The sequence below is a fragment of the Kineosporiaceae bacterium SCSIO 59966 genome, from assembly GCA_020881835.1.
GTDB lineage: Bacteria > Actinomycetota > Actinomycetes > Actinomycetales > SCSIO-59966 > SCSIO-59966.
This window is the reverse complement of sequence record CP052876.1, coordinates 1,465,466-1,490,389: the sequence shown is the minus strand read 5'-3', so window position 1 is coordinate 1,490,389 and position 24,924 is coordinate 1,465,466. Positions and strand designations below refer to the sequence as shown.

The window sequence follows — 24,924 nt, the reverse complement described above, 5'->3', positions numbered from 1 at the left end:
TCAGCCGACGGCTCCTTCCATCTGCAGCTCGATGAGCCGGTTCAGCTCGAGGGCGTACTCCATGGGCAGCTCGCGGGCGATGGGCTCGACGAAGCCGCGGACGATCATCGCCATCGCCTCCTCCTCGCTCATCCCGCGGGACATCAGGTAGAAGAGCTGGTCCTCGCTGACCTTGGAGACCGTCGCCTCGTGGCCCATCGAGACGTCGTCCTCGCGGACGTCGACGTAGGGGTAGGTGTCGGACCGGCTGATCGTGTCGACGAGCAGCGCGTCGCACCGGACCGTGGACGCCGAGTGGTGGGCGCCCTCGAGCACCTGCACCAGGCCTCGGTAGGAGGTCCGGCCACCACCGCGGGCGACCGACTTCGACACGATCGTCGAGGAGGTGTGCGGCGCGGCGTGGACCATCTTGGCGCCGGCGTCCTGGTGCTGGCCCTCACCGGCGAAGGCGATGGACAGCGTCTCCCCCTTGGCGTGCTCGCCGAGCAGGAAGACCGCCGGGTACTTCATCGTCACCTTGGAGCCGATGTTGCCGTCGACCCACTCCATCGTGGCGCCCTCGGCGGCGGTGGCCCGCTTCGTGACGAGGTTGTACACGTTGTTCGACCAGTTCTGGATCGTCGTGTACCGCACCCGGGCGTTCTTCTTCACGACGATCTCGACGACCGCGGAGTGCAGCGAGTCGGTCTTGTAGATCGGCGCGGTGCAGCCCTCGACGTAGTGCACGTACGAGCCCTCGTCGGCGATGATCAGCGTCCGCTCGAACTGGCCCATGTTCTCGGTGTTGATCCGGAAGTAGGCCTGCAGCGGGATGTCGACGTGGACCCCCGGCGGCACGTAGATGAACGACCCGCCGGACCACACCGCGGTGTTGAGCGCCGCGAACTTGTTGTCACCGGGCGGGATGACCGAGCCGAAGTACTCCTTGAAGAGGTCCTCGTGCTCCTTCAGGCCGGTGTCGGTGTCGACGAAGATGACGCCCTTGGCCTCCAGGTCCTCGCGGATCTGGTGGTACACCACCTCCGAGTTGTGCACGACGAGGCCCTCGGCGATGAAGTTGTGCGGGCCATCCACCTCGATGTCGTAGACCGGCGCCACGTCCACCGGCGTGATGGAGTCGACCCTCGCGAAGCCCAGGTGCTCGGTCACGTGGGACCGGAAGGAGGTCCCGCGGGCCGAGGTGGCCGACTGGCCGTAACGGCGGCGGCCGAACCGCTCGAGCCGCTTCGGGTTGCGGCAGCCGAGCGCCTCGAAGCCGCCGGTGATGCCGAGGCGGAACGCCCCGCCGAGACGACTGGGGTCGTGCCGGTGAGGCTGGGTGAAGCCCCACGGTCCACCGGCACGCAGGCCGCTCAGCTCCGCGAGCGCCTTTGCCTGCTCGATCAGCGGAGCGCTGACGGACGTCAGCACCACGCCGCCGTCGTCGCCGGGACGGACGTAGCCGTCCGCGTCCACCCAGCCGCCGAGGAAGGCGAGCCGCTGGTCACGAGGCAGTCCGAACACCCACTCGGGCACCGACTTGGTGTGGGAGCCACCGGAGATCCCGAGGGCCCACAGCCAGTCGACCAGGGCCCGGGAGTTGACGACGAGCCGGTACGGGTCGGCCTCCACGGCGCGCAGACCGAACAGGTCCGCGACGACGCGGGCGATCTCGGCCCGCACCGCAGCGTCGTCCTCGTGCACGGCGAACTGCACCCGGTGGGTCCGGCCGGAGCTCTGCAGGGTGCCGTCGCCGACGAGGAAGCCGAGCAGCCACATGAGGTCGACGGTGGTCTGCCCAGGAGCGGTCATGCCGTGGGCGGGCGGCAACGCGTACGGCGAGCCGAAGTCCGGTAGGGAGCGCGGCACGGCCACGAGGTCCCCGGGACGCAGCTCACCGAGGGTCACCCAGCGGCGGTGGTAGCGGGCACGCTGCCGCCCCTCCCTGCGCTCGTCCCTCAGGGCGAGGAAGGGGTGGTTGTCGGTGGCCTTGATCGACCGTCCGCCGACGCGCACCTCGTACACCTGCCTGGTGTCCGTCTGGGCCGCAGCGCGCACCGGAGCTACGACGAAGCCCTCGGCCTGCTCGTCGTAGGCGAAGACCCGGTCCCCGGGCTCGATCTCCTTGATCCGGACCTGGCCGCGGTTCGCCGTCCAGACGAGGCTCTCCCCGTCCAGGCACTCGTACTGCGCGGCGACGCCGGCGACGAGCCGCTGCTTCTCGGCCTCCGGGATGCCGAGCCGGTCGTAGGTGTTCCGGATGTCCTCCGGCAGCTCCTCCCAGGAGGTGGCCTGCTTCTCGGTGGACTTCACGAAGTACTTGATGTTGTCGAAGTCGATGCCGGTGAGGTCGCTGCCCCACGTCGGCATCGGCTTCTTGTCGAACAGGCGCAGAGCCTTCAGCCGGGTGCGCAGCATCCACTCCGGCTCGTTCTTGCGCCCGGAGATGTCCTCGACGACCTCGGCGGACAGCCCCCGCCGGGCGGAGGCGCCGGCCGCGTCGGGGTCGGCCCAGCCGTACTCGTAGGTGCCCAGCCCCTTGAGCTCGGGGTTACGGGCCTCGATGTCGGAGGTGGTCATCAGCTGTTCCTTCCCTGGGGTTCTGCTGCGGCGGCGGGTGCCGGTACGGCAGGGACGTGCGTGGTGCAGACGTGCTCACCGTGGGCGAGCGTCGCCAGCCGCTGGACGTGCACGCCCAGCAGGCGGGAGAAGGCCTCGGTCTCGGCCTCGCACAGCTCGGGGAACTGCGCGGCCACGTGCTGCACCGGGCAGTGCCCCTGGCAGAGCTGGGTGACGCCGGCGCCGGGTCCGGCGCCCACCGGCCGGGTGCTCGCGGCGTACCCGTCGGCGGACAACGCCTCGGCGAGGGCGTCCGCTCGCGAGGGTACGTCGTCCCCGGCGGCCGCCACCCGAGGGGCGTAGCGCTGCTCGAGCTCGGCGACCCGGGCCCGGGCGAACGCCTCGACCGCCTGCCGGCCCTGGTGCTCGGCGAGGAACCGCAGCGCCGAGGTGGCCAGGTCGTCGTACGCGGTCGTCATCGCGGCGTGCCCGGCGTCGGTGAGGACGAACCGGCGGGCCGGGCGGCCCCGCCCACGGCGGCCGTAGGAGGGCCCCTGGTGGGTCTCGACGAGGCCGTCGGCGAGCATCCGCTCGAGGTGCCGGCGGACGGCGGCGGCGGTGACCCCAAGTCGGACGGCGAGCTCGCTGGCCGTGACGGGCCCGTGCTCGAGCACCGCGCGGGCCACCCGGTCACGGGTCCGGGCGTCGCTCTCGCGGGCTGACGAGGTCACGTATTGCACAACACGATGATGCCGTAAATAGTCCCCGCGAGGCAAAACTAGACTCGCCGGGTGCCCCTGCCCCCTGCCGGACCGCCGGCGCTGGAGATCCGCGGGCTGGTCAAGCGCTACGGGCGCACCGTCGCCGTCGACGGACTCGACCTGGACGCCTCCTTCGGCGCGGTCACGGCCGTGCTGGGGCCCAACGGGGCCGGCAAGACCACCACCGTGGAGTGCTGCGAGGGACTGCGCACACCGGACGCCGGGAGCGTGCGGGTCCTCGGTCAGGACCCCCGCCGTGGCGGCGCGCAGCTGCGCTCGCGGGTCGGCGTGATGCTCCAGGACGGTGGCCTGCCGACCGCGGCCCGGCCGCTGGCCCTGCTGCACCACCTGGCCCGGCTGCACGCGTCGGCGGCGCCGGTGGAGCCGCTGGCCGAGCGGCTCGGCATCGACGCCTTCGCCCGGACCCCGGTCCGCCGGCTGTCCGGGGGCCAGCGCCAGCGCCTGGCCCTGGCCGCCGCCCTCGTCGGCCGCCCCGAGCTCGTCTTCCTCGACGAGCCCGGGGCCGGCCTGGACCCGCAGGCCCGCCTGGCGGTGCACGACGTCGTCCGCGGGCTGGTCGCCGACGGCGTCGCCGTGGTGCTGACCACCCATGACATGGAGGAGGCGGAACGGCTCGCCGACACCGTCGTCGTCGTGGACCACGGCCGGGTCGTCGCCGCCGGGACACCCGCCGACCTCACCGGGTCCCGCACGGCGGCGACGACGATCCGGTTCGAGGCGCCGCCGGCGCTCCCGCTCGCGGGCCTGACCCGAGCGCTGCCCGCGGGCACCACGGCCGAGGAGCCGGCGCCCGGGCGGTACCTCGTCGCCGGCCACGTCGACCCGCAGGTGGTGGCCACGGTGACGTCGTGGTGCGCCGCGCAGGGGGTGCTGCCCGATCGGCTCACCCTCGGCCGGCGGACCCTCGAGGACGTCTTCCTCGAGCTGACCGGCCGGGGCCTGCGGTGAGCGCGGCGCCGTGGCCGGCCCGGGTGCTGGCTCAGGGACGGTGGGACGCCGGGGTGCTGCTGCGCAACGGCGAGCAGCTGCTGCTCACCCTCGTCCTGCCGGTGCTCGTCCTGCTCGCCCTCACCGTGGGCGGGCTCGTCGAGCTCACCGTGCCGCCCGGGCGGGAGCGGGTCGACGTCGTCGCCCCCGGCGTGCTGGCGCTGGCGGTGATGTCGACGGCCTTCACCGGACAGGCGATCGCGACCGGGTTCGACCGGCGGGCCGGGGTGCTGCGGCTGCTCGGCACCACCCCGCTCGGCCGCGGCGGCCTGCTCGCCGGCCGGGTGCTCGCCGTCCTCGTCGTCCAGGCGCTGCAGGTGCTGGTGCTCGGCGGGGCCGCGCTCGCGCTCGGCTGGGCGCCCGACCCGGCGGGCGTGCTGCCAGCCCTGCTCGTCGTCGTCGCCGGCACCGCCGCATTCACCGCCCTGGCCCTGCTGCTCGCCGGCACGTTACGAGCCGAGGCGGTGCTCGCCGTCGCGAACCTGGTCTGGGTGCTGCTGCTCGCTGGCGGCGGGGTCGTCGTGCCACCAGAGCACCTGCCCGGCCCGCTGGCCGCGGCGGCCCCCTGGCTGCCGTCGGGGGCTCTGGGCGAGGGGATGCGCACGGCCCTCGTCGACGGCCGGCCGGACGTCGCCGCGCTGGCGGTGCTCACCGGCTGGGCGCTGGTCGCCGGTGCCGCCGCGGCCCGTTGGTTCCGCTGGGGGTGACCGGCAACCCGTTCCCAGGGTTCACCGACATGCACCGAAGGTCACCGGTGGTGAGGGTGACGCGATCCCGCGCGATGTTGTACGTCGCCAGCGTGCAGACTTCCAACGTGAAGACGTCCCCGTTCTTGGCGATCCTTGTCACACCCGGGACATCGGCTGCATGACCGCAATGATTGGCGCGGAGGATGCCGGTGTCGCGCTCGGCGACGTGACACTGCTGTCGCCGGTGAGCTTCGAGGTGGAGGCCGGGCGGACGTTAGCCGTCGTCGGTCCCAACGGTTCGGGCAAGACGACGCTGCTGCGAGTCCTCGCAGGGCAGGTGAGTCCGTCCACCGGGACGGTTGTCGTGGAAGGGTTGCCACCCGACGAACGTCGCCCCGCGTTTCGCAGCCGGGTGGCCTCGCTGCTCGGAGTGCCTCCGCTGGCCCGCAATCTGACGTTACGGGAGTACCTGACGCTGATCGCCATCTCCTGGGGCACCGACGCCGAGGAGGCAGCGCAGCAGGCCGACGATCTGCTGGAGGAGTTCCAGATCGCCCGGTTGGCATCTCGGTTCCCGCACGAGCTGTCCTCGGGGCAGACGCAGCTGTACAGCCTGGCCGTCACGCTCGCCCGACCGTTCGAGGTCCTGCTGCTGGACGAGCCAGAGCAACGCCTGGACCACGATCGGCTCACCCTGGTCGGCGACGCACTGAGCCGCCGCAACATGGCGGGGGCCACCCTCGTGCTAGCCAGCCACAGCCGACCGCTGGTGGATCGGCTCGCCGACCAGGTGCTGGCCTTGGCCGAGGACGGCGATGACGTCGACGCGTGAGCGACTGGCCGTGCTGCGGCGCGCCTACCGGGCACGTGGTGACCGGCGCAGCGCGTCGGACGTGGCCTACAACCTCTACCTGACCGCCCTGGCGGCGCCGCTGGTAGCGTTCCCGATCGTGCGGGCCGTCGTGCTCGCGCTGCATAGCCCACCCGCGCTGGCGGCCCTGGTCGGGCCGGCTAGCGTCCCTGTGGTCGGCGCAGGTCTCGGGCTTACGCTGGCAGGCCTGACGTGGCTTGGCGCGCTGTACGGGCCGATCATCCTCGAGCCGGCGTTCGTGCGGCTGTTGGCCGACACCGATCTGCCCCGCCACCGCACCTTGGCCCGTCCGTTCGCCACCAAGGCGACGATCATCGTGGCGATGCTCGTGGTGATCGCGGTGCTGTTCGGCGGCGTCCTCGTCGACGCGGGTGCCGCCAGCCTGGCCAGTGCGGCACGGTTCACCGTCCTGTCCGCCGTGTTCGGGGTGGTGGCCGCAGTGGCCTGGCTGCTCGGGCAAGCCGTCGCCCCGCGAGTGAGCGGGCTCGTCGGCGGGCTGATCGCCGTGCTCAGCGTGCTCGGTCTGATGGTCCCGGGAGTGGGAGCGGTCTTGCCGTGGGGCTGGGTCGCGGCGGCCTGGCCGCCCGCCGGGGAGTCGTTCGCCCTCACTGACCTGACACTGATCCTCCTGGCGGTCGTCGCCGTCGCGGCCGGCGGGCCGTTGCTCGACCTGCTGCGCAGTGGCCGGCTGGTCGAGGACGCCGCCCGCTGGCGGGCTGCCGGGACCGCGGCTCTGTCCGGCGACGTCGCACACGCTTTAGGCGGGCTGCGGGCGCGACCGTCGGTCGGGCGACGCTGGCGCGCTGTGCGCGGCGGATCGTCAGCGGCCCTGTTCCTGGTGCGGGACATGGTCGCCGCGGCGCGCACCCCCGTGCGCCTCACCGTCGGCATCGTGACCCTCGTCGGTGCCAGCCTCATGGTGGCGGTGACCACGAGCCTGCCAGCCGGGTGGGTCCTCGCCGGCCTCGGCGCCGCCCTGACCTATCTGGCCCTCGGCGTGCTGACCGACGGCTTCCGCCACGCCGCCGATGCCGCTGCCGCCCCACCCGTGTACGGCTACACCACACCGTCTCTGTTCGTCCGCCATGGCTTGGCCCCGCTGCTGGTCGCCGTCGCGGCGCTCTTGGCTGGGATCGGTGCAGCCATCGTGCTCGGCATCGGTGTGAGGGTGCTGCCGGTCGCCGTGGTGCTGCTCTTGGTCGTGCTGATCCGGGCCTACGACAGCGCGAAGGGGCCGCTGCCGGTGCTGCTGCTGACACCGATCCTCACCCCGTTCGGGGACCTGTCCTCGTTGAACGTCTCGCTCTGGCAGGCCGACGCGCTCCTCATCGCCGTGGTGGTCGGGGCACTCGCCGTTGCTGCCGGCTCACCGGTTGGCCTCCTCGTTCTGACCCTGATTTTGCAGCCGGCGATGACTTGACGCCCGTGTCGTGACGCGAAAGTGCCCTTGCTGCAAGGGAAGATCGTGGTTGTCGAAGCCGCGATCACCGAGCAGGAAGGGCACCTTCGAGGTGAACGATACCGGGCTGTTGTTCGAGGTCGAGGATGTCGTGCTGGCGCGTCCGGCGCGGCCGGTGCCGGTGCCCGTGGTGAGCGCCTCGGAGGCGGATCTGACGCCGGTGGCGGGGGTGGCGTTGTGGGGTCCGGTGCTGGACCGGCTGAATCTCGTGGCCGAGGCCGACCGGCGCGAGCTGCGCCCGATCGGCCCCGGCGGCTACACCGGGGGTGAATGTTACCGGGCGCTGGTGGAGATGCTGCTGGCCGGCGGGGACTTCCTGTCCGACCGGTACCTGCTGGCCGACCCCGCGACCGCCGCGCTGCGCGGCGCGAACGCGCTGCCGAGCGTCGCCACCTCGTGGCGGTTCCTGGCCGGGGCGGACCTGGGCCGGGTCGTCAAGGCCGCGGCGGTCAACCGGGCGATGCTGCGCCGGGCGTGGGCCTGCGGCGCCGCCCCCGACGGGAACCGGCTGACGATCGACCCGGACGCCACGAGGGTGGCGGTCTACGGGCCGGGCAAGGAAGGCAGCGCGTTCTCCCGGACCGGGCAGACGGCGCTGTCCCCGCTGGTCGGGGTGTGCGGGGAGACCGGGGACGTGCTGGCGCTGCGGGCCCGCGGCGGCGCCGCCAACGACGGCCGCGCGATGGGCAGCTTCATCGACGAGTGCGTCGGCGCCATCCCAACGGGCTGCCGGGGCTCCTATCGACTGTGGATCCGGGTGGACTCCGCCGGCTACCAGGACCAGGTGATCGCGGCCGCCGAACGCCACGACGCGGACTACTCGGTCACCGCCCGCGACTACCCGAACGTCGCCGCCGCGGTGCACGCGCTGGCCAGCGACGACGCCACGGTCTGGGCGCCGGCACTCGGCAACGAGACCGGCAAGGGCAGCCAGGTCGCCGAGACCAGCACGACGTTGCTCGGGCGCACCGTGCGGTTGATCGTGCGCCGCCAACCCAAGGCCGACGGCGAGCAGCTGGCGATCGACGACCTGGACGGCTGGCGGCTGCACGCCATCATCACCAACGTGCCGGGCGAGCGGATGACCGCAGCCGAGGTGGAGGCCCACCACCGGCTGCGCGGCGGGATCCCCGAGGACACCATCCGGGCGCTCAAGAACGACTTCGGGATGATCCACGCACCCGTCCAGTCGTTCTTCGGGAACTGGCTGTACTGGCAGGCCGCCGCGCTGGCCCACAACGTCGCCCTGTGGCTGCGGACCTTGGCCCTGCCCCGGGCGTACCGCCGCGCCCGCGGCAAACGACTGCGGCTGGCGTTCCTGAACGTCGCCGCCCGCCTCGTGCGCTCCGGGCGGCGCCTGCACCTGCGGTTCGCCGCCGCCTACCCCCACGTCGAAGCGTTCACCGACGCGCTCAAACGGATACGGGCCCTGCCCGCCTTCGGCTGACCACCACCGAACCACAAGATCACCGAGCACCCAATGCGATGACACGCGCCCTGATCACCCCCGGACGCCCTCATCAGCAGCAGACAGCAACCCAACGGAGTCAGCGACCGAGCCGACGCCTCAACCGCTGACCCCAACGGGCCCGGAATCGTCGAATCCGATCAAGACAAACCGGGCAGGGCGAACCCGGCTGAAAAATCAGGGTCTGAGCGAGGCCAGGGAACTGCTCCTCGAGGCGGCACCCGCGCTGGCGGAGGCGCCCGAGATCGAGATGGCCACGGGCCTCGAGACGGGGACGACCGTCGTTCTGGACCCGTTCCAGCACGCCCGCGGCATCAGCGACGGCGGGGACGCCGCCCTGCTTGCCCTGGCGGCGGTGGCCATCGCGCTCGGCCTGTGGACGGCACAGCGGACCCGACCCCGCCACAGTGTGCGGGAGCTACGTCGTCTGGGAGCACTGGAGTCACCGTCCACCACCACACCGGGAGGTCGGTCATGAGCGGAACGACGTCGCGTGCTGCGCATGCACCGACCCAGGCGCAGCGGGGACGCTGGCGCCGCGCCGTCGACGCCGTCGACGAGAGGATGGGCATCCGGGCCCTGGAGTACCCGGTGCCCGAGCACGCGAACAACCTGGGGTGGAGCCTGGGCGGGCTCACCGCCACGATGTTCGTCGTCCTGCTGGTGACCGGCATCTACCTCGGCCAGTTCTACAGCCCGATGCCGCAGGACGCTAACCAGTCCGTGCGGGACATCGTCACCGACGTGTGGCTCGGCGGCTTCGCGCGCGGCCTGCACTACTGGGCCGCCCAGGCGATGATCGTGCTCGCCCTGCTGCACATGCTCCGGGTGTTCCTCCACGGGTCCTTCAAGAAGCCGCGGGAGGGCAACTGGGTCGTCGGTGTGGCGATGTTGCTGCTGACCTACCTCGCGATCTTCACGGGCACGGTGCTCAAGTGGGACCAAGAGGGCTTCGAGGCCCTCGTGCACAATCTCGACGTCGCCGAGCTCCTGGGCGGCGTCGGTGTCTGGTTCACCGAAGACCTCACCGAACGGGTACCCATCCTGTTCCGGCTGTACACCGCGCACGCGGTGATCCTGCCGGGGCTGATCCTCGTGCTGTTCGTCCTGCACGCGCTGCTGGTCAAGCGGCACAAGATCTCGCCCCACCCGTCGATCCCCCGCCCGGAGAGGGAGGAACCCGAGCCCTTTACACATCACCTCCGGCGTGTCGGCGCGTTCGGGCTCGTCGCGCTGGGCCTGCTGTCCGCGCTGGCCGTGCTGCTGCCGCCCGTGCTGGGACCGACCCCGGTGGAGGGCATCGAAGTGACCCGGCCCCTGTGGTTCTACTGGTGGTTCTTCCCGTTCGAGGAGTGGTTCGGGGTCCCCTCCGTCGCCTTCGCGATCGCCGCCGCGTTCGGCCTGCTGTTCCTCGTGCCGTTCCTCGACCGCAGCCCGCGCCGGCACTGGCGCGAGCGCAAGGTGTCGATGGGCGTGCTTCTCGCCGTGCTGCTCGTGATGGCGGCCATCACCGTCAACGTGTGGATCAACAACCCACGGGGCCACTGATGCGGGGCGTCGACGTTCCCCGTGCCAGGCGCTGGTTCTGGGCACTGGTCGGGACGGCTGTGCTGGCCACCGGCGCCGTGTACTGGGCACTCGGCGCTCCGGCCGGGCCGCTGGCTGCCACGGTGCTGCTCGTCGGTGGGGTCGTCGCGGTGGCGAGCACGACCCAGGCGGCCCGGATCCTGCGCGCACTGAACGGCCCCCCGGACCTCGACCTGGGCCGCCGCCTGGAGGACGCCGACATCCGGCTGAAGCCGGGGCGCCGGCCCCGCCGTTCGACCCGAGGGGCGAGGACGTGACGGCGAGGACGCCGATCTGCCGCCTGGTGCTGGACCTGGGGGGCGTGCCGTGGGCTGGGGATCCCGAGACCGCGGAGCGACTGTTGCTCGGCAGACCCGGGGTGCAAAAGGTGACGGTGAGCCCTGGCAGCCGGCGGGCGGTCGTCCTCCACGACGCCCGGCTGTCGCTGCCTGAGCTGTGGAACTGGCTCGTCGACTGCGGCGCCCACTGCGCCGGGGGCGCCGTGCCCAGTCACGAGTGCACGGCTCCTCAGGCCGGTACCCAGGACGCCACCTCCACATGACCCCGGCTGGGCGTCGACGGGCATGCTCACACCTCCTCCGGGGTAGTCGACGTCTGTGGGGACCGGCCACTGCGTGCTCGTCGTCCCCGGCCTGGCGGTCCGGCGGTACGTCGAGCCCGCGGTCACGGCCCTGCAGGATCGCGGGCTGGGCGCTCAGCTCCTCCCGGCTCCCGGCCAGCCCGGCGTGCCGGCCGACCTGCGGGCCTACGGTGAGGAGCTGGCCCACCGGATCGGCCCGGGTCCGGTCGAGCTCCTCCTCGGGCTCTCGGTCGGCGCCCAGGCGGCCGCGGTCGCCGCCGCGGCGGCCGGTGCCGGGGTGCGGCACCTGGTGCTCTGCGGCCCCACCGTCGACCCGAGAGCCCGGACGACGCCGGGCCTGCTGGGCCGGTGGCTGGGCGCGGGGCGGGTGGAGCCGCCCCAGCTGGCTGCCAGCCAGGTCCCGGACTGGATCGGCGCGGGCCCGCGACGCCTGTCCACGGTGGTCCGGTCGGCGCTGGCGTTGCCCCTGGAGGAGGTGCTGCCCGCCGTCCGCAGCCGGTTGACCGTCGTGCACGGGGGGCGCGACCTCGTGACCTCCCACGCCTACGCCGCCGCGCTCGCCGCCGCCCACGGCGGGCTGCTCGTCGTCGTCCCCGGGGCGACCCACTCGTGGCCGTACGCGGACGAGCGGCGGTTCGCCGACGTCGTCTCGGGCCTGCTGTCGTGACGGCCGGGTCGTCCGGGGGCGTGCCGCCCCGGAAGGTGGTCGCCTCCTTCGACTCCGCGACCGTCCTGCACGCCGCCACGGCGGCCGCACTGGAGGGGAGGCCGTTCTCGCACCTGGGGCACAGCCGGCTCGCTGCCACCGGTGTACGAGCCGCCGGTCGCCTGCCCTGGGCGCTGCTGCGGCGTGTCTACGCCAGGGTCGGAGCCTCGGAGGGCCTGTCCCCGCAGCGTCTCGCCGACGTGGACCTGGCTGCCGTGGCCGACTGGCTGGCTGCCGGCTACCCGGCCCGGCGGTACCCCGCCGTCCTCATCGGGTCGAGCAACGGCGCCCTGGCCCACCTGGCGGCCGCGGCCCAGGTGCCGTGGCTGCCGGGGACCGTCCTCGTGCCGGTCGCGCGCACCGGGGACCCCGCCCGACCGGACGACGCGCTGCGGTTCGGCGAGCAGGTGGCCGGGCAGCTGCTCGAGCGCAACCCGGACGTCGCCCTGCATCACATGCACGACCGGGTGCAGGACGAGCTGATGGTGGCGCACATGACGTACTTCCGGGTCAAGTGGCAGGAGATGCCCGAGGCGTACTCCCGCTTCCTGACCCGCTGCCTGGCGCCCGGCGCCCCGGTCGTGGTGGTGGAGGACGAGTCCCGCTGGCCCGTCGTCCGGGTGGCAGAGCGGCACGTGTTCCAGGTCGGCGCGCAAGGCGGGGTGCAGCCCGAGGCGTACCTGTGCCAGCCGCACACGCCGCGCCCGGACGACGAGGCGCCCGAGGCGGAATGGGGCGCCCACCCCGGCCTGGGCGCCGCCGTCCAGCGGTGGGGCGACCGGCACGGGCACCCCGTCGTGCGGCTGACGTACCGCGGACCGCAGGCACCCGCCCACGCCGTCGCCACCGTGTTCCGGCGCTGGTACCGCGAGCGCGGCGAGGCCGGAGACCGGTTGCTCGTGCCGTCGTTCGTGCTCGGCGACCCGTGGCGCACGATCGACGTCGCCGCCGTGCCGTTCTGGACGTTCTTCTCGGTGCAGCCGGCGTTGCAGGCGCTCGACGAACACCTGGAGACCAGCCCGGCCTACCGCGACGTCGACGTCCTGTTGTTCCAGCACGGCGTCCGGTCCCAGGGCATCGCCGACCCGCAGGACTGGCTGCGGGTGGTGCGGCGCCACGGCGCCGTGCCGCGGCTGCTCGCGCTGGACCCCAGGCGGTTCCCGCACGACATCGCGACCCTGGGCCGCTACTCGCGCGCGCTGGACACCCTCCCGACCGCCCGGCGCGCGTGGTCGCCGCTGCCGCTGGCGCAGGCCTTGGAGGGCCTGTCCGCGGCCGGGCTCAGGACGACGGAGGGGCCGGGGTCTTCTTCCCTGCCCGGTCGTCCGGACCGTGCCCCCCGTGGCCACCGTGCCCCCCGTGGCCGCCAAGGTGCATGACGGCCATCAGGCCCACGAGCGCGAGGGGCACGACGGTGCCGCCCGGAACGCCGGCGAGCCACAGGACGACACCGACACCGGCGACGGCCAGGTACAGCCGCAGAGTGGTCTTGCTCGGGGCCATGTCGTGCTCCTCCGCTGGACGACCGCGGCGTGAGCTCGCCGCTCCCTCAGGACAGTGCCCGACGATCCCTGAGGATTGCCCCCGGCCTACGGTCAAGGTTCACTGAAGCCGCTCGGCCACCCCGACGACGAAGTCGCCTCCGACGAGGCTGACCCGCCGCCGGCCGACGCGCAGCCCGCGTGCCTCGAGCTCGGCCGCCAGCGTCTCGCCGCTGAAGCGGTCCTCGGCGGGGTGCTCCAGGAACCGGCGGTAGCTGGGCCGGGCGAGTGCCTGGGCGGTCACCTCCTCGAAGTAGAACCGCCCACCGAGGCGCAGCACACGGCGGACGTGCGCCACCGCGGCCCTCCAGTCCTCGACGTGGTGCAGGATGCCGAAGTCGAACACGGCGTCGACCGTCGCGTCGGCGAGCGGCAGCTCGCTGGCGGACGCCCGGCAGAGCCGCATCCGGGAGCCGTACCCCGCGGCGCGCCGTCCGGCCAGGCGCAGCATGTGCGGGTCGACGTCGACGCCGAGCACCTCGTCGGCACCGAACTGCTCCAGGATCAGCCTCAGGCCGTAGCCCTGCCCGCACCCCAGCTCGAGCGCGCACCCGCCGGCCATCACGCCACCGAGACGGCGCAGCAGCGGCACCTCGACCCGCCGCTGCACCGCTCGGCGGACCGGGTTGTTCATCAGCGCCGTCTCGACGCGGTTCATCAGCACCGGGCACCTGCCGGGCGTCCGGTCACGGCGCCACCACCAGCTCACGCCAGATGCCGCGGCGGCGCGCCTCGACCACGGTCATCCCCGCGGCCGCGACGTTCTCCTCCGTGCGACGGTTGAGCTCCGGGCCGAAGGTGCGGCGCGTCCACGGGCTCGTCGCGTCCGCGAGCCGTGCCAGCAGGGGGTTCGTCGGGCGCACGTGCTCGTAGAGGAGGACGAACCCGCCGGGGCGGGTGACCCGACGGGCCTCCCGCAGACCCTGCACGGGGTCGTCCACCGAGCAGAAGACGCAGGCGGCGGTCACCGTGTCGAAGCTGGCATCCCCGTACGGCAGGTGCTCGATGTCCGCCCGCTGCAGCGCGACGTCCCTGCCACGCAGGGCGCGCCGGCGTGCCCGCTGGAGCATCCGGCCGGAGATGTCCACTCCGACCAGCTCGACGTCCGGCGGGTAGAAGGGGACGTTCGCACCGGTTCCGATGCCCAGCTCGAGCACCCGTCCGCGGGCGCGGGAGAACAGGCGGCGACGGGCCCGCGTGCCGCCCATGGCCTCCATGGGCCGGGTGTAGAGGTCGTAGACGGAGGCGACCCGGTCGTAGACCGCGGCGACGCGGGCGCCGGTGGAGACTGTCATACCTGCTCCTTCCGGGCTGGGCCGGTGAGCGCCTGCTGCACCACGGCGCTCAACGCCTGCACGTCCAGGGAGCCAGCGTATCGGCGGCCGTTGACGAAGAAGGTCGGCGTGCCGGCCGCTCCGCTGTCGTCGGCGCTGGCGACGTCCCGCTCGACGCGCAAGGCGTGGCGACGCTCTTCGAGGTCGGCGGAGAACCAGTCGAGGTCTGCGCCGACGGCAGCCGCCGACCGCATCAGCCCCGGGGCGTCCAGCGCCCCTGGGTCGTCGTAGAGGGCATCCAGGAACGGCCAGAACCTGCCCTGTGCAGCGGCCGCCTCCGCGGCCTCGGCCGCCAGGAAGGCCTGCGGGTGGATGTCGGTCAGCGGCAGGTGGCGGAAGACGACCGCCACGTCGTCGCCGAAGGCCCGCCGCAGCTGGCGGACGACGTCCCGGGCGGGCACGCAGTGGGGGCACTGCAGGTCGCCGTACCAGACCAGGACGACCGGGGCCTCGGGCCGGCCGAGCACATGGTCGACGTCGGGGTCCACCGGTTCGGTCAGGTCGACGACCGGGGCGACGCGTGAGTCCGCGCCGACCCGGTGCCACCGGGGCGGAAGCCGGTCGGCGACGCGCAGGAAGGTCCAGCCGAGCCCTGCCGCCGTGGCCGAGGCGGTCAGGATCCCGATCTTCGCCTCCGCCAGCTCCGGCCCGGCGAAGGCGATGTCGGCCAGGAGGAGGGAGACGGTGAAGCCGATTCCGGCCACCGTCGCGAGGCCCGCGAGCTGGGGCCACGTCAGGCTGAGCGGTATCCCGCCGAGCCATGAGCGGGAGGTCAGCCAGCTGGCGCTGACGATCCCGACCAACTTGCCAGCGACGAGCCCGACGACGATCCCGAGGGTGATGCTCGAGCCGACGGCTCCGAGCAGCATGTCGCCGTCCACGGCGACCCCCGCGTTGGCCAGTGCGAACAACGGCACGACGACGTAGCTGGCCCACGGGTGGAAGAGGTGCTGGTAGCGCTCGTTGGGAGACACGGCCGCAGTCATCGACCGACCGGCCCGGCGGGCGGACGAGGCCCGGGGGTTCACCCGGAACGCCTGCCACACCACGGCGGCACGGCGAAGCCCCTCCCGCCGTGGCGGGTACGCGGTCGCGACCAGTCCCAGGGCCACGCCGGCGATCGTGCCGTGGACCCCGGAGGCGAGAGTGGCCAGCCACACGCCGACGCCGGCGAGGAGGTACGGGGCGCCGTGTCGGACGTCCAGCCGGCGTAGCGCCAGGACGACGGCGAGGAGGGCGGCCGCTGCCGCCAGCCAGGCGAGCGACAGGTCCTCCGTGAACAGCACCGCGATCACCGTGAGGGCTGCTGCGTCGTCGGCCACCACCAGGGTGAGCAGGAACGTCCGGGCCTGGGGGGTCGCGCCGCGGCTGAGGCTCAGCACGCCCAGAGCGAAGGCGGTATCGGTGGCGATCACGATCGCCCAGCCCCGTGCGGTCGGCTCGCCGGCGTTGACCAGCAGGTACAGCAGGGCCGGCACCACCATGCCGCCCAAGGCGGCCAGCACCGGCGCGGCGGCACGCCGTCGTTCTCGGAACTCACCCATGTCGAGCTCTCGCCGGATCTCCAGGCCGGCGACGAAGAAGAAGACCGCCATCAGGCCCTCGTTGACCCAGTCGCGCAGCTCGAGGTCGAAGTGCCCGCCACCCAGGTGGGTTCCCAGCCGGGTCCCCCACAGGCGCTCGTAGACCTCCGCCCACGGCGAGTTCGCCCACAGCAGAGCCAGCACCGTGGCCACGAGCAGCAACACCGCACCGGTGTTCTCGGTCTCGACGAATCGCGCCAGAGAGCTCAGCCGCGGGTGCGGTCGCTGGCTTGTCACGCCTCCACCTCCCACGGTCACGTCGAATCGATGACAACAGACTCCAGCACTCGCCGGGGCCATCCGTCGAGGAACCCTGAAGGGTTGCTGAAGCCGCAGCGCCACCGCCGTCTTCACGGTTGCTTCATCGAACGACTGCCGGTCCTGCCTGGCGCAGGCGACACGATCCAGGCGACCGCCGGACCCCGCCGGTGCGGCGGTCACTCAGCATCACCGTCGACCGAAGGAGCGTTCCGTGCTTGTCGTCATCGCCCGTTTCCCCGCCGTCCCCGCCGACAAGGACGAGGAGTTCCGCGACTGGTTCACCTGGTCCACCGCGCTGCTGCGCGACACGGTCACCGGTCTGCGCGAGCGACGTCTGCTGCGCGGTGACGACGGGTCCTACGCCGCGGTCGTGGAGCTGGAGGACTCCTCGACGTTGACCGCGATGCACTCCTCCGAAGCCGCCGCGCAGATCCACGAGCGTCTGGCCGAGATCCTCGACGAGGGGCCTCGAGCCACCCGCTACGAGGTCGTGGCCCAGCTGGCGACGCAGCACACCTGCTGCGGCGGGCACCGGCCTGCCGTCGCGGCCGACGCCTGAGAACCGCACGAAGGCACCTCGGTGAAGCCGGTCCTGTTCTCGTTCCTCGGTCTGGACGTCCAGAGCTACGGGGTGAGCAAGGCGGCGGCCGCGCTCGTCGCGGCGTGGCTGCTCGGCCGCAGTTTCCAGCGCGCCGGGCTGGCCAAGGACTCCGCGTTCACCCTGGTGTGGTGGGCCACGATCTGGGGCTTCGTCGGCGCCAAGATCTACTACCTGCTCGAGCAGTACCCGACGATCACCCTCCACGACCTCGGCGGCACCGGCTTCACCTGGTACGGCGGCCTGGTCGGGGGTGTCGTCGCCGCCCTCGTGATCACCCGCAGACACGGTCTGCCGCTCGGCGTCGTCGCCGGTGCCGCCGCCGTCCCGCTGACCGTTGCGTACGGCATCGGCCGGCTGGGCTGCCTGCTGGCCGGTGACGGCACCTACGGACGCCCCACCGACCTGCCCTGGGGGATGCGCTTCCCGGCCGGAGTGGTCCCGACCGACGTCCCGGTGCACCCGACTCCGCTCTACGAGACGGTCGGTGCCGGCGTCATCGCGCTGGCCCTGTGGGCACTGGGCCGCCGGCTGACGCCGGTCGCCGTGTTCGGGGCGTACCTCGCGCTGTCCGGACTCGCCAGGTTCCTGGTGGAGCTGCTCCGCGTCAATGAGCCCGCGCTGTGGGGCCTGACCCAGCCGCAGCTGTGGGCGCTGGTCAGCGTGGCCGTCGGCGCGGTGCTCGCCGTCGGCCAGGCCGGACGACGTCCGGCGCCGGCACCGAGCGCCCGAGCACCTGACGCCGGCGCGGTGGATCCCACTGTTCGCTGAGCCGGCGTCGCAGGGGATGATGGCCCGGTGATGGTGCCTTCTTCGTCATCCGCCAGAGCGCGAGGCGCGGGGGCGCTCGCCGCAGCGCTGCTCGCGACGTCGTCGTGCAGCGGCGGAGCGTCCACGGAGGGCGTCGCGACGAGTCCGCCGACCGGTGAGCCCGTGACCGTCACGGAGAGGGACTTCACCATCGACCTCGAGCGCACGTCGTTCGCGCCCGGCGACTACACCTTCCGCGTCACCAACGCCGGGTCGGTGCCACACGACCTGGCGATCTCCGGGCCGGAGCTGCCCGAGCAGGTGACCGAGACGCTTGCCCCCGGAGCGACCGCGCAGCTGACGGTCAGCCTCCGCGAAGGTCGCTACACGTTGTGGTGCACTGTCGGTGACCACCGCGGACGAGGCATGGAGATCGAGGTCGAGGTCTCCGGCTGAGCTTCGCCGTCGCGTCCACAGCGGTGGACGCCGGTTCGCGACGGACCACGGGGACGAGGAACCACGGGGACGAGGAGGCACGGTGACGTCAGGGCACGCCCACGGCCCGCCGAGCGGGCCGGTGACCCGGCGCGCCCTGCTCGGGCTGCTCGGCGGCTCCGCGGTCTCGCTCCTGGCGGCGTGCGGCGGCGCGGCCGGCCGTCCCGGGGGTACCACGGGCACCGCGACACCGACCGCCCTGCCCAGCGTGCCGTCCTACCAGCCGGTCCCCGGGGAAGTGTTCCCCAACGCCAAGACCGTCGCCTCCCGCTTTCTCGAGGCGCTGACGACCTACCAGCGGGGCGCCGACCCCGTCGGCGTCGTGGACCGGGCCCTGCAGCCGGTAGCAGCTCCCTCCCTGGACGTGGCGGTGCTGCGGGAACGGGCCGCGCCACTGCTGGTGGCCGAGGCCCAGGCCAGCGGCCAGGTGATCTACCCGCAGCTCGGCGGCCTCGTTCCCCTCGGCGGCGGGGCGACGTACGCCGTCGTGATGGCGGTCGTGCGTCATCGCCTGCTCGCGGACGACGGCGAGGAGCGGGCGGCGACCCGCACGATCGAGGTGCGCCTGCGCGTCGTGGACGGGCAGTGGCGGGTCGAGGAGCTGGGATCGGTCGGCGGTGACCCGGTCCCTCGCCCGAAACGGCTTCCGGCAGCGGCCACGCGGGTGCTGGACGACCCTCGGATCGACCTGCCCGACAGTGGGCGCTGGGACATCCACGCGGACAAGATCGACGGCCGCGTCCTGACGACGATGGCCGAGCTGGCCGAGCGGACGCCGTATGCTGTCACCGTGATCAGCAACGGCCACCCGTACAACGTCGTGGACGGGTTCGGTGACCGGGTGAGCAACCACGCCCGGGGCCGGGCCGTCGACGTCTGGGCCCTCGACGGCGTGCCGATGGTGCAGCAGCGCGGCAAGCGCGACAGCCTGGCCTTCCAGATGCTCGAGCAGCTCATCGTCCCCGGGCCCGCGGACGAGGTCGGCGTACCGGAGGGATGGGACCTCGACGGGCCGGTACGTCGGCTGTTCGACAACGCCGTGCACGACGATCACTTCCACATCGGGTTCCGGACCGGGTTCGAACGGGCGCAGTGACGGTGACGAGAAGGGCGCCCCTCGCGCGGCCCGGACGTCTCGGCGTCCTCGTGCTCGCCTCGCTGCTCGTGCTGGTCTTTGGCGCGCTGGCCGTCCACGGGTCGTCCCCCGACCGGACCGGCGTCGTCCACGCGCCGGTCGGCATGGCACCTGCCGGGGACGCGGGCCCCGACACCGCCGACGGAGAGCTGCTGATCTCGCAAGTGGCCATGTCCGTCTGCCTGGCCGTGATCCTCGGTGCCGTCGCCCTGATCCGGGCGAGACGCGGTCCGCTGCGGCCGGGCAGGCTGACGACCCGCCGCTCCGCGGTCCCCCGGCTGGACGCCGGTCGGCGGGCACCCCCTTCCTTCGGCAGGCTGACGCACCTGTGCGTGTACCGGCTGTAGGTCGTCGTCCGGCGGCTCGTCAGCCGCGTTCGTCAACCACATGGAACCGAGACACCGAAGGGAACACCGAAAGCACCATGACAACCATCACGCGCACGACGACCACGGCCGGCGCCGTCGCCCTCGCACTGACGCTGGCCGCCTGCGGCGGCGGGGACGGCACGACGGCGGGCGAGACGACCGCGCCGGAGACCACCGCCGGCGAGGCCGCCACCACCGCGTCGTTCAACGACGCCGACGTGGCCTTCGCCCAGCAGATGATCGTCCACCACCGCGGCGCTCTCGAGATGTCCGAGCTCGCCGTCGAGAAGACGCAGAACGCCGAGGTCCGCGCCCTCGCGGAACGGGTGATCAGCGCCCAGCAGCCGGAGATCGACACGATGACCGGCTGGCTCGAGGAGTGGGGTCGGGACGTGCCGCAGGGCACGTCCCTGGAAGGCGTCGAGATGCCGGGCATGGAGGGCATGGACATGGGGACCATGCCGATGCCGGGGCAGATGTCCGAGGAGCAGATGGACGAGATGGCCGGCATGTCCGGTCCGGAGTTCGACCGGATGTTCCTGGAGAGCATGGTCGAGCACCACCGGGGGGCCATCGAGATGGCCGAGGCTCAGCTGCAGGACGGCGAGAACGCCGAAGCCCTGGCGCTGGCCGAGGACGTCGTCGCCGCCCAGACGGCCGAGATCGAGGAGATCGAGCAGCTGCTCGCCACGCTGTGAGGCCCCGGTGTGCGGGCGCGGTTCCCCGACCGGGGAACCGCGCCCGCACGAAGGACGTCTCAGTGCCGGTGACGTTCCGCGTGCTCGAGTGGTTCCGCGGCGGGGACGCCGCACGGATCACCGTCGCGATGCCGTCGTCCGGCCAGGTCGACAGCGCGAGCGACGAAGCGCTGACCTATGGCGTCGGAACCCGGCTGCTGGTCAGCGGAGAGCCCCGGTGGGGCGGTGCTGCGCTGGACGACCCGGTCGCCTGGCTGTGCGGGTTCACCCGCTCCTACGACGACGCGACGGCGGCGCAGTGGCGCCGGCTCGCGCCGTGAACCCGTCAGTCCGACCGCGCGATGCGGGTCATGGCCGCGACGACGCGGTCGGCGGCGTCGCCGTGCGGGTCGCTGAGGTTCGCCAGCAGCCGGAACACGAAGCGCATCAGCGTGGGCCGTCCCAGCCCGCGACGGACGGCGACCCTCATCACGGCCGGATGGTCGATCAGCCGCACGAACTGCCGGCCGAGGGCGAAGTAACCGCCGTAGGAGTCGACCAGCGCGCGCGGGTAGGCCCGCAGCGCGCGGTCCCGCGCGGCCGCCGGGCGGGCCAGGGCCTGGACGGCGATCTCGGCGGCCAGGCGGCCCGACTCCATCGCGTAGGAGATCCCCTCGCCGCTGAACGGGTTCACCATCCCCGCGGCGTCGCCGACGAGCAGGAGGCCGCGGGTGTACTGCGGTGAGCGGCTGAAGCCGGCCGCCAGGGCCGCCCCCCGCACCGCCGACGTCCAGCGCTCCGGACCGAGGTCCCCCGGCAGCGACTCCGTCCACGTGCGCAACAGTGTTCGGTAGTCGAGGTCGCGGGACCTGGCGTCGGCGGTCAGGATGCCGACGCCGACGTTGCAGGTGCCGTCGCCCATCGGGAAGACCCAGCCGTACCCGGGCAGCAGCCTGTCGGCGCCGGCCCCTGGGTCTCGCACGTCGAGCCACGTCTCGAGGTACTCCTCCGCGTGCCGGGCGCTGGTGGCGTAGGTCCGGACGGCGACGCCGACGGGCCGGTCGGGACGGCGCTCCAGGCCCAGGGCGAGCCCCAGACGACCGGCGACGCCGTCGGCGGCGACTACCAACGGCGCCCTCAGCTGCAGCACCGAACCCGGCCGACCGCCGGGCGCGGCGTCCCGGGCCGTGACCCCGACGACCCGGCCGGTGCGCTCGTCGAGCACCGGGCCGGTGACCGCCGTCGCCTGGTGCAGCCGGGCCCCGGCGGCCGCCGCGCGCCGGGCCAGGACGTCGTCCAGGTCGAGGCGGGGCCGCACGAGGCCGAACGAGGGGAACGCCGCGAGCTCTGGCCAGTCCAGCTGCAGGGACGCGCCGCCGCCGTGGATGCGCAGGCCCCGGTTGCGCACCCAGCCGGTGCCTGGGCCCACGTCGACGCCCATGGCCACGAGCTCGCGCACCGCCCGGGGGGTGAGGCCGTCACCGCAGACCTTCTCGCGTGGGAAGCGGGACTTCTCGAGCAGCAGGACGTCGAGGCCGGCCTGCGCGAGGTAGTACGCCGCAGCAGAGCCCGCCGGGCCGGCGCCCACGACGATGGCGTCGGCCCGGCGGTCCCCGCGGTCCACGCCCGTGGTCACTCGACGACCACGGTGCCGCGCAGCATCCCCATGCCGCAGGTGAACGGGTACTCCCCCGGCTCCTTCGGCAGGAACTCCACCGGCACCAGCTGCCCCTCCGGGAGATGGGCGTTCTTGCCGAAGGCGTCGAGGACCACCTGCTCGGAGCAGGGGCTGGTCTCCTCCCGGCGGAACAGCAGCCGCACCGGCGTCCCCCGCTCCACCCGGATGGTGCCGGGGGTGTAGCCGCCCTTCACCAGGATCGTGACCTCCTGGTAGCCGCTGGACGTCAGCGGCGCCTTGATCCCGGCCGCCTTCTTCAGCCAGAAGAACCAGACGATGCCGGCGACGAGCAGTGCTCCGACGACGGTGACGACGATCTGGTCGGTGCTCATGACGCGATCTCCTTGGGGGTGAACCGCTTGAGGCGGTTGGCGTTCGAGATGACGGTGACGGAGCTGAAGCTCATCGCCGCCGCGGCCAGCAGCGGGCTCAGCAGGATCCCGAAGAACGGGTACAGCAGGCCGAGGGCGATCGGCAGGCCGAGGATGTTGTAGCCGAACGCACCCGCCAGGTTCTGCCAGACGTTGCGCATGGTCGCCTTCGAGATCTGGACCGCCGTCACCACGCCGTTCAGGCTCCCGGAGATCAAGGTCACGTCGGCGGCCTCGATCGCCACGTCGGTGCCCGTGCCGATCGCGAAGCCCACGTCGGCCTGGGTCAGGGCCGGGGCGTCGTTGATGCCGTCGCCCACCATCCCGACCTTCTTGCCCTCCAGCTGGAGCTTCTGCACCTCGGCCGACTTGTCCTGCGGCAGCACCTCGGCGAGCACCCGGTCCACGCCCACCTGGCGGGCGATGGCCCGTGCCGTGCGCTCGTTGTCACCGGTCAGCATCGCGACCTCCAGGCCGAGGGCCTTGAGCTGCGCGATCGCCGCGACCGAGTCCGGCTTGACGGTGTCGGCGACGGCCACCAGGCCGGCGGCCCGGCCGTCGGCGCCCACGTACACCGGGGTCTTCCCCTCGTCGGCCAGCCGCTGCCAGTGCTCGGCGAGCGCGGCGGTGTCGATCCCCTCGCCCTCGAGCAGGCGCCGGTTGCCGACCAGCACGGTCTGCCCCTCCAGCCGCGCCCGCACACCGTGGCCGGGCACCGCCTCGAAGTCCTCGACCGCGGCCAGGGCCAGGCCCCGCTCCTCGGCTCCGGCCACGATGGCCGCGGCCAGCGGGTGCTCGGAGACCTTGTCGGCCGAGGCGGCGAGCCGGAGCAGCTCCTCGGCGTCCAGACCGGCCGGGACGACGTCGGTGAGCACCGGCTTGCCCCACGTGATCGTCCCGGTCTTGTCCAGCACGACGGCGTCGAGCTTCGACGTCACCTGCAAGGCGTCACCGGAGCGGATGAGGATGCCGTGCTCGGCGCCCTTGCCGACCCCGGTCGTCAAGGACATCGGGGTGGCCATCCCGAGCGCGCACGGGCAGGCGATGATCAGCGTGGTGACCGCGACCACGATCGCGTAGGCGGCGGCGGGCTGCGGCCCGAAGTCGTACCAGATGACGAAGCCCACGATGGCCAGGATCATCACGGCCGGTGTGAAGTAGCCGGAGACCATGTCGACCAGCCGCTGCACCGGCACCTTGCTGGCCTGGGCGTCCTGCACCAGCCGGACGATCTGTGCCAGCGCGGTGTCCGAGCCGACCTTGGTGGCGCGCATGGTGAAGGCGCCGGTCGTGTTGATCGTCGCCCCGATCACCTCGTCGCCCGGTCCCTTGGCCACCGGCAGCGACTCCCCGGTGATCATGCTCTCGTCGAGCGCCGAGGACCCGTTGGTGACCTCGCCGTCCACCGGCACCTTCTCGCCCGGCCGGACGACGACGAGGTCGCCGACGACCACCTCGTCCACCGGGATGTCGAGCTCCCGCCCGTCGCGCAGTACCCGGGCCGTCCTGGCCTGCAGGCCGATCAGCTTGCGGATCGCCTCCGAAGAGCGGCCCCGGGCCTTGACCTCCAGGGCAAGGCCGAGCACCACGAGCGCGACCACCACGACCGTGACGTCGTAGTACACCTCGGTCATCGACTCGTCGGGGAAGATCTGCGGCCAGATCACCGCGACCGTGGAGTACACCCACGCGATGCTGGTGCCGGTGGCGATCAGCGTGTGCATGTTCGCCTGCCGCTGGCGGATCGCGCCCCATGCGCCGGTGAAGAACTGGGAGCCCGAGTAGACCAGCACAGCGAGCGCCGCCACCCCCATCACGGCCCACAGCAGGCGGATCTGGTCGCTCCCGCGCGGGAACCAGTCACGCAGCACCGGGAACAGCCACGGGTAGCTCAGCACCATGGTCGGGACTCCGACCGCCGCGCCGAACCACCACTTGCGCATGAGCCTGCGGTACTCGCGCTCGGCCTCTCCCAGCGCGCTGTCGCCGGCAGGCGCCTCGGACGTCCCAGACTCCGCCGGCGGCACCTCCTCGCCCTCGGCCCACAGCCGGATCTCCTGCTCCTGCGCGAGGCCGGGGACGAACGTCACCTCCACCGTGCCGGTCGCCGCGTCGCCCTGGGCGGAGACGACGCCCGGCCGCCGGCGAAGCTCCTCGGCCACCGTCGCCGCCGAGTTCTCGCAGTGCACCCGCGAACTCGGGACCGTCACCGTGCGCACCTCGGGCCGCATCCCGCCGGCCCCCAACACCGAGAGCAGGTCGTCGACCACGACCTCGTCACGGTCGACGACCACCTCCAGCGTGCCGGCGTCCAGGTCGGCCGTCGTGACGCCGCGCAGTCGGCCGAGCTTCGCCGGGAGCCCGTCCGCCTGGGCCGGCGAGGTCGCCGGCGGGGTCAGCACCAGTCGGCGCGTTGCGGCGCCGCCACTGGTGTCCAGCGTGGTCCTGCTCATGTCATCACCCACG

26 protein-coding genes and 2 pseudogenes are annotated in these 24,924 nt (G+C 72.9%); 19 read left to right on the top strand and 9 right to left on the bottom strand.

All coding sequences use genetic code 11. From position 1 onward, the window contains the following. From sufB to HJG43_07020, 3 genes and pseudogenes are all read right to left on the bottom strand, one after another. Entirely contained in the window at positions 1–2,157 is a 2,157-nt protein-coding gene (gene sufB, locus HJG43_07030; protein ID UER55792.1) for a Fe-S cluster assembly protein SufB, read from the bottom strand. Between the two features lie 3 nt (positions 2,158–2,160). After that, positions 2,161–2,559 (bottom strand): annotated as a pseudogene (locus HJG43_07025) (Fe-S cluster assembly protein SufB). Further along, complete coding sequence (locus tag HJG43_07020; GenBank protein ID UER54330.1) at positions 2,559–3,314, bottom strand: MarR family transcriptional regulator; 756 nt, start codon at positions 3,312–3,314, stop codon at positions 2,559–2,561. The pseudogene HJG43_07025 and the gene HJG43_07020 overlap by 1 nt, the downstream one beginning before the upstream one ends. A 21-nt stretch (positions 3,315–3,335) precedes the next feature. Between HJG43_07020 and HJG43_07015 the strand changes: the two genes are divergently transcribed. The 12 genes and pseudogenes from HJG43_07015 (at position 3,336) to HJG43_06960 (ending at position 13,203) form a co-directional block, all read left to right on the top strand. Continuing rightward, positions 3,336–4,268, top strand: a complete 933-nt coding sequence (locus tag HJG43_07015; GenBank protein ID UER55791.1) for an ABC transporter ATP-binding protein — start codon at positions 3,336–3,338, stop codon at positions 4,266–4,268. Further along, positions 4,265–5,014 carry an ABC transporter permease gene (locus tag HJG43_07010; GenBank protein ID UER54329.1) on the top strand — a complete coding sequence of 250 codons (750 nt, stop codon included), beginning with the start codon at positions 4,265–4,267 and terminating at the stop codon, positions 5,012–5,014. Before HJG43_07015 ends, HJG43_07010 begins: the two co-directional genes overlap by 4 nt. Positions 5,015–5,183: 169 nt before the next feature. Beyond that, a complete protein-coding gene (locus HJG43_07005) occupies positions 5,184–5,828 on the top strand; it encodes an ABC transporter ATP-binding protein (protein UER54328.1) in 645 nt (214 codons plus the stop codon). Continuing rightward, positions 5,812–7,287, top strand: a complete 1,476-nt coding sequence (locus tag HJG43_07000; protein UER54327.1) for a hypothetical protein — start codon at positions 5,812–5,814, stop codon at positions 7,285–7,287. The genes HJG43_07005 and HJG43_07000 overlap by 17 nt, the downstream gene beginning before the upstream one ends. A 166-nt stretch (positions 7,288–7,453) precedes the next feature. Next, on the top strand, positions 7,454–8,773 hold the full coding sequence (locus tag HJG43_06995) for an IS1380 family transposase (protein ID UER55790.1): 1,320 nt from the start codon (positions 7,454–7,456) through the stop codon (positions 8,771–8,773). Positions 8,774–9,044: 271 nt separating this feature from the next. Continuing rightward, complete coding sequence (locus HJG43_06990; protein ID UER54326.1) at positions 9,045–9,272, top strand: hypothetical protein; 228 nt, start codon at positions 9,045–9,047, stop codon at positions 9,270–9,272. After that, on the top strand, positions 9,269–10,342 hold the full coding sequence (locus HJG43_06985) for a cytochrome bc complex cytochrome b subunit (protein UER54325.1): 1,074 nt from the start codon (positions 9,269–9,271) through the stop codon (positions 10,340–10,342). Before HJG43_06990 ends, HJG43_06985 begins: the two co-directional genes overlap by 4 nt. Then, positions 10,342–10,638: a hypothetical protein gene (locus HJG43_06980; GenBank protein ID UER54324.1), complete on the top strand. Its 297-nt coding sequence runs from the start codon at positions 10,342–10,344 to the stop codon at positions 10,636–10,638. The genes HJG43_06985 and HJG43_06980 overlap by 1 nt, the downstream gene beginning before the upstream one ends. A gap of 116 nt (positions 10,639–10,754) precedes the next feature. Continuing rightward, a complete protein-coding gene (locus tag HJG43_06975; GenBank protein ID UER54323.1) occupies positions 10,755–10,922 on the top strand; it encodes a hypothetical protein in 168 nt (55 codons plus the stop codon). A 73-nt stretch (positions 10,923–10,995) separates the two neighbouring features. Then, positions 10,996–11,628 (top strand): hypothetical protein, encoded by a 633-nt coding sequence (locus HJG43_06970; protein UER54322.1) that lies wholly within the window; start codon positions 10,996–10,998, stop codon positions 11,626–11,628. Continuing rightward, positions 11,625–12,944 (top strand): annotated as a pseudogene (locus tag HJG43_06965) (hypothetical protein). Before HJG43_06970 ends, HJG43_06965 begins: the two are co-directional and overlap by 4 nt. Before the next feature lie 82 nt (positions 12,945–13,026). Further along, complete coding sequence (locus HJG43_06960) at positions 13,027–13,203, top strand: hypothetical protein (protein ID UER54321.1); 177 nt, start codon at positions 13,027–13,029, stop codon at positions 13,201–13,203. Between the two features lie 66 nt (positions 13,204–13,269). Here HJG43_06960 and HJG43_06955 read toward each other — a convergent pair whose 3' ends face one another. From HJG43_06955 to nhaA, 3 genes are read right to left on the bottom strand one after another with little or no spacing between them, the layout of a single operon-like run. After that, entirely contained in the window at positions 13,270–13,866 is a 597-nt protein-coding gene (locus tag HJG43_06955; GenBank protein ID UER54320.1) for a class I SAM-dependent methyltransferase, read from the bottom strand. A 28-nt stretch (positions 13,867–13,894) separates the two neighbouring features. Further along, a complete protein-coding gene (locus HJG43_06950) occupies positions 13,895–14,503 on the bottom strand; it encodes a methyltransferase domain-containing protein (protein UER54319.1) in 609 nt (202 codons plus the stop codon). After that, entirely contained in the window at positions 14,500–16,362 is a 1,863-nt protein-coding gene (gene nhaA, locus HJG43_06945; protein UER54318.1) for a Na+/H+ antiporter NhaA, read from the bottom strand. The genes HJG43_06950 and nhaA overlap by 4 nt, the downstream gene beginning before the upstream one ends. Before the next feature lie 235 nt (positions 16,363–16,597). Here nhaA and HJG43_06940 point away from each other — a divergent pair, with 235 nt between their 5' ends. The 7 genes from HJG43_06940 (at position 16,598) to HJG43_06910 (ending at position 20,750) form a co-directional block, all read left to right on the top strand. Further along, the gene (locus HJG43_06940) at positions 16,598–16,945 is read left to right on the top strand and encodes a hypothetical protein (protein ID UER54317.1); all 348 of its coding nucleotides are present in this window, start codon (positions 16,598–16,600) and stop codon (positions 16,943–16,945) included. A gap of 21 nt (positions 16,946–16,966) precedes the next feature. Next, positions 16,967–17,755, top strand: coding sequence for a prolipoprotein diacylglyceryl transferase (locus tag HJG43_06935; protein UER54316.1), 789 nt, complete (start codon positions 16,967–16,969; stop codon positions 17,753–17,755). A 162-nt stretch (positions 17,756–17,917) separates the two neighbouring features. Beyond that, entirely contained in the window at positions 17,918–18,190 is a 273-nt protein-coding gene (locus tag HJG43_06930; GenBank protein ID UER54315.1) for a hypothetical protein, read from the top strand. An 82-nt stretch (positions 18,191–18,272) separates the two neighbouring features. Next, positions 18,273–19,325, top strand: coding sequence for a hypothetical protein (locus HJG43_06925; GenBank protein ID UER54314.1), 1,053 nt, complete (start codon positions 18,273–18,275; stop codon positions 19,323–19,325). A gap of 2 nt (positions 19,326–19,327) precedes the next feature. Then, complete coding sequence (locus HJG43_06920; GenBank protein ID UER54313.1) at positions 19,328–19,711, top strand: hypothetical protein; 384 nt, start codon at positions 19,328–19,330, stop codon at positions 19,709–19,711. Between the two features lie 77 nt (positions 19,712–19,788). After that, positions 19,789–20,430, top strand: a complete 642-nt coding sequence (locus HJG43_06915; protein ID UER54312.1) for a DUF305 domain-containing protein — start codon at positions 19,789–19,791, stop codon at positions 20,428–20,430. Between the two features lie 62 nt (positions 20,431–20,492). Next, positions 20,493–20,750, top strand: coding sequence for a hypothetical protein (locus tag HJG43_06910; GenBank protein ID UER54311.1), 258 nt, complete (start codon positions 20,493–20,495; stop codon positions 20,748–20,750). 5 nt (positions 20,751–20,755) lie between these two features. Here HJG43_06910 and HJG43_06905 read toward each other — a convergent pair whose 3' ends face one another. Genes HJG43_06905 through cadA form a run of 3 tightly spaced genes read right to left on the bottom strand, consistent with a single transcriptional unit; the run spans position 20,756 to position 24,911 of the window. Further along, positions 20,756–22,033, bottom strand: a complete 1,278-nt coding sequence (locus HJG43_06905; protein ID UER55789.1) for a geranylgeranyl reductase family protein — start codon at positions 22,031–22,033, stop codon at positions 20,756–20,758. Positions 22,034–22,041: 8 nt separating this feature from the next. Beyond that, a complete protein-coding gene (locus HJG43_06900) occupies positions 22,042–22,419 on the bottom strand; it encodes a cupredoxin domain-containing protein (protein ID UER54310.1) in 378 nt (125 codons plus the stop codon). Next, positions 22,416–24,911, bottom strand: coding sequence for a cadmium-translocating P-type ATPase (cadA, locus tag HJG43_06895; GenBank protein ID UER54309.1), 2,496 nt, complete (start codon positions 24,909–24,911; stop codon positions 22,416–22,418). The genes HJG43_06900 and cadA overlap by 4 nt, the downstream gene beginning before the upstream one ends. Between the last annotated feature and the right edge of the window lie 13 nt (positions 24,912–24,924).

What these genes read in the sequence shown, in the direction of transcription:
- HJG43_07005 (UER54328.1), top strand. Translation starts at nt 5,184, where the DNA reads ATGATTGGCGCGGAGGATGCCGGTGTCGCGCTCGGCGACGTGACACTG.
- HJG43_07000 (UER54327.1), top strand. Translation starts at nt 5,812, where the DNA reads ATGACGTCGACGCGTGAGCGACTGGCCGTGCTGCGGCGCGCCTACCGG.
- HJG43_06990 (UER54326.1), top strand. Translation starts at nt 9,045, where the DNA reads ATGGCCACGGGCCTCGAGACGGGGACGACCGTCGTTCTGGACCCGTTC.
- HJG43_06985 (UER54325.1), top strand. Translation starts at nt 9,269, where the DNA reads ATGAGCGGAACGACGTCGCGTGCTGCGCATGCACCGACCCAGGCGCAG.
- HJG43_06980 (UER54324.1), top strand. Translation starts at nt 10,342, where the DNA reads ATGCGGGGCGTCGACGTTCCCCGTGCCAGGCGCTGGTTCTGGGCACTG.
- HJG43_06955 (UER54320.1), bottom strand. Translation starts at nt 13,866, where the DNA reads ATGAACCGCGTCGAGACGGCGCTGATGAACAACCCGGTCCGCCGAGCG.
- HJG43_06950 (UER54319.1), bottom strand. Translation starts at nt 14,503, where the DNA reads ATGACAGTCTCCACCGGCGCCCGCGTCGCCGCGGTCTACGACCGGGTC.
- HJG43_06915 (UER54312.1), top strand. Translation starts at nt 19,789, where the DNA reads ATGACAACCATCACGCGCACGACGACCACGGCCGGCGCCGTCGCCCTC.
- HJG43_06900 (UER54310.1), bottom strand. Translation starts at nt 22,419, where the DNA reads ATGAGCACCGACCAGATCGTCGTCACCGTCGTCGGAGCACTGCTCGTC.
- cadA (UER54309.1), bottom strand. Translation starts at nt 24,911, where the DNA reads ATGAGCAGGACCACGCTGGACACCAGTGGCGGCGCCGCAACGCGCCGA.